2 protein-coding genes and 1 pseudogene are annotated in these 2,897 nt (G+C 71.7%); all 3 read left to right on the forward strand.

The features are described 5' to 3' along the window. Positions 1-275: pseudogene (locus tag BQ8420_RS31815) on the forward strand (hypothetical protein); the annotation flags it as partial. A 53-nt stretch (positions 276-328) separates the two neighbouring features. After that, the gene (locus tag BQ8420_RS09140; protein WP_087097409.1) at positions 329-1,576 is read left to right on the forward strand and encodes a site-specific integrase; all 1,248 of its coding nucleotides are present in this window, start codon (positions 329-331) and stop codon (positions 1,574-1,576) included. Positions 1,577-1,690: 114 nt separating this feature from the next. Further along, the coding region (locus tag BQ8420_RS09145) for a hypothetical protein (RefSeq protein ID WP_200815866.1) at positions 1,691-2,897 on the forward strand (1,207 nt) is incomplete at its 3' end.

Raw genomic sequence — 2,897 nt, forward strand, 5'->3', positions numbered from 1 at the left:
CCACCGACCCCCTCATGGACGACCCCGAGGCCGCCGCCCGGGTCATGGCCCAACAGCAAGAACAAGCGGTGCGCGCCATGGGCAACGCCGTGGTGTGGCTGCTGGTCCTGGCCTGGGGCGTACCCGCCCTGGGCACCACCCTGGCCCTGATCCTGCGCCGCTGGATGGCCGCCCTGTCCTTCGCGGTGGCCCTGGTCATCTCGGTCACACTGATGCTGCTCGTGGTCCCGCCAAGCGACCTCTGGGGCGCCCTGAGCGCCCACCTGTTCGGCTGACGCCACCCCCACCCGGCCACGCCTGACCGAACCCGCTCCCACCACAAGCCACAATGGAAACCGTGGACACCACCGAACCACCCATCATCGACACCGACGGCACCGACGGCGCCCTACCCGTCACCGTGCGCAGCCGCCTGCGCCACGTGGACCACGGTGTACTCGTGGACACCCGCGCCCTGGAACGCGTACGCGAACGCTTCGACGCCGACCAGGCCCACCTGCTGGGCACCTTCCTGGCCGGCGCCCAGTCCCCGTCCACCCTGCGCGCCTACCGCGCCGACTGGACCTCCTTCAGCGCCTGGTGCCTGGCCGAGGGCCGCACCTCCCTGCCCGCGGACCCCACCGACGTGGCCGTCTACCTGGCCGTGTGCGCCCGCGCCCGCACCCCCCAGGACACCGACTGGGCCCTGGCCCCCTCCACCCTGGAACGACGCTCCGCGGCCATCGCCGCCGTCCACGGAGCCCACGGCCTGGACTCGCCCACCCGCGCCGAGGTGGTGCGCATGACCCTGCGCGGTATCCGCCGCACCCGCAAGAGGCGCCCCCACCGCAAGGCCCCCGTGGTGCTCTCCACCCTGGAGGACCTGCTGGCCGCCCGCCCCGCCGAAGGACACCCCGGGGGAGTGGCCCGACGCCGCGACGCCCTGCTGCTGCTGACCGGTTTCGCCGGGGCGCTGCGCCGCTCCGAGCTGGCCGCCCTGACCTTCGACGACCTCACCCTGGCCACCGACCCCACCACCGGCGCCCCCACCCTGGTGGTGGCACTGCACGCCACCAAGACCGACCAGGAGGGACGCAAACACCAACAGGTGGCCCTGCCCAAGGGGCGGCGCCGCACCACCTGCTGTGTGTGCGCCCTGGCCGACTGGTCGCACCTGGTGGAGCTGGGCGCCGAACACGGCGCCCACGCCCTGCGCACCCACCTGCGAGGCCTCCAGGGCGCGCCCGATCCCAGCGCCCACACCTGCACCGACCTGAGCCGGCTGAGTCTGGCCGATGGATCAGGACGCCCACTGCTGCCCTCGGTGGACCGTCACGGACGCATCGGCCCGCGCTCGATGTCCCCACGCGCGGTGGGGGACCTGGTCAAACGCTACGCCCAACGGGCCGGGCTGGACCCCGACGACTTCGGAGGACACTCCCTACGCGCAGGATTCGCCACCCAGGCGGCCCTGAGCGGGGCCGCCGACCGCGAGATCATGCGCCAGGGACGCTGGACCAACCCGGCCACGGTGCACGACTACATCCGCACCGCCAACCCCTTGGACGACAACGCCGTGACCCGCCTGGGTCTGTGAAGACCCCATCTCGAATCACCAACGAACCCACCAGTAACACTGATATAGCCCGTTAACGTGCGATCCTTCCCTGATGAGACATTAGGTTGGTTGCGTGAGAAAGGGGACGTAGCCATGGTCGACGAGTTTCGCACCGCATTCCAAGAACTGATCGACGCATCCGTCGCCACAGACCCCCAACGCTTCCCACCGGCCGTCCACAAGGTCTACCTCCTGGCCTCCCAGATCCCCGCCTCCGAACGCGAACTCGCCCTGGAGGCCCTCACCCCCCTGCTCGCCGGAGACCACGCCGCACCCGGCGTCCTGGCCGACCTGGCCGTGGTCGCCGGAGCCCTGGTGGAAATGGGCACCGACCCCGGCCCCGCCGGCATCGAGATCCTCCACCTGCTCCGCACCATGGGCAACGGCGCCATCGCCTTCCTCAACGCCTGGAACCGCACCGGCGCCGACACCCCACCCGACCCCGACCACGTCACCGCCGACGCCGAAGCCCGCGTCTCCGCCCACCTGGGCCACGACGCCCCCGCCGCCACCATGTGCTGGTGGACCAGCCGCCGCCTGGGCCTGGCCGGCAAGACCATGCTCAGCCACTCCGAGGTACGCGCCCACATCCGCCGCGACCCCGCCCTGCACGCCCAACTGGTGGCCATCACCAACCAGCTCAGCGACCTGCTCTACGAATTCGACGAGGTCCGCACCCTGCTGCGCATGGCCGAAGCCACCTCCGCACTGGTCATGGACCGCGCCTCACACCGGGCCTTTCGCGTTCTCTTCGACGGCATCGGCGACAACTTCCAACTCCACACCCTGCTCGCCGACGCCCTCATCGGCCCCCACACCCACGGCCTTGAGGGAACACCCCCCGACCCGCGTTGGGCCGACGCCTACCGCTCGTCCCAGACCGACCCGGACGCACAGACCGTGTGGGGCTGGTGGAACCTGGTCGCCCACGACGGTTCCTGGGTGTGGAACGAGGGCCTGCCCGCGGAGATCCCCCGGATCGAGGGCGAACACGTGGTGATCCTGGACGAGCAGCCCTACCCGCGCTCCTGGAACGCCGAGCGACGCCACCCCCAGGTACGCGGCTGGCTGGAGGTGGAGGCCGAACTGGACGCCCAGGAGGCGCTCCTGTGGTGGAAGCGGGTGGCCCCGGCCGAGACACTGCCCCACCGGGCCCTGCAGGAGGACGAGCCTCCGCTGCCCGAACCGGTGGTGCTGGAGCCCGACACCGAGTCCGCCGGGCGGGTGCGCGGTTTCGTGCCCCCGCTCCAGTCCACCGACGCCCAGGCCCAGGTGTCCGCCCCGAGCGCCCCCCAACCCC

The sequence above is a fragment of the Nocardiopsis sp. JB363 genome (genome assembly GCF_900143625.1).
Lineage (GTDB): Bacteria > Actinomycetota > Actinomycetes > Streptosporangiales > Streptosporangiaceae > Nocardiopsis.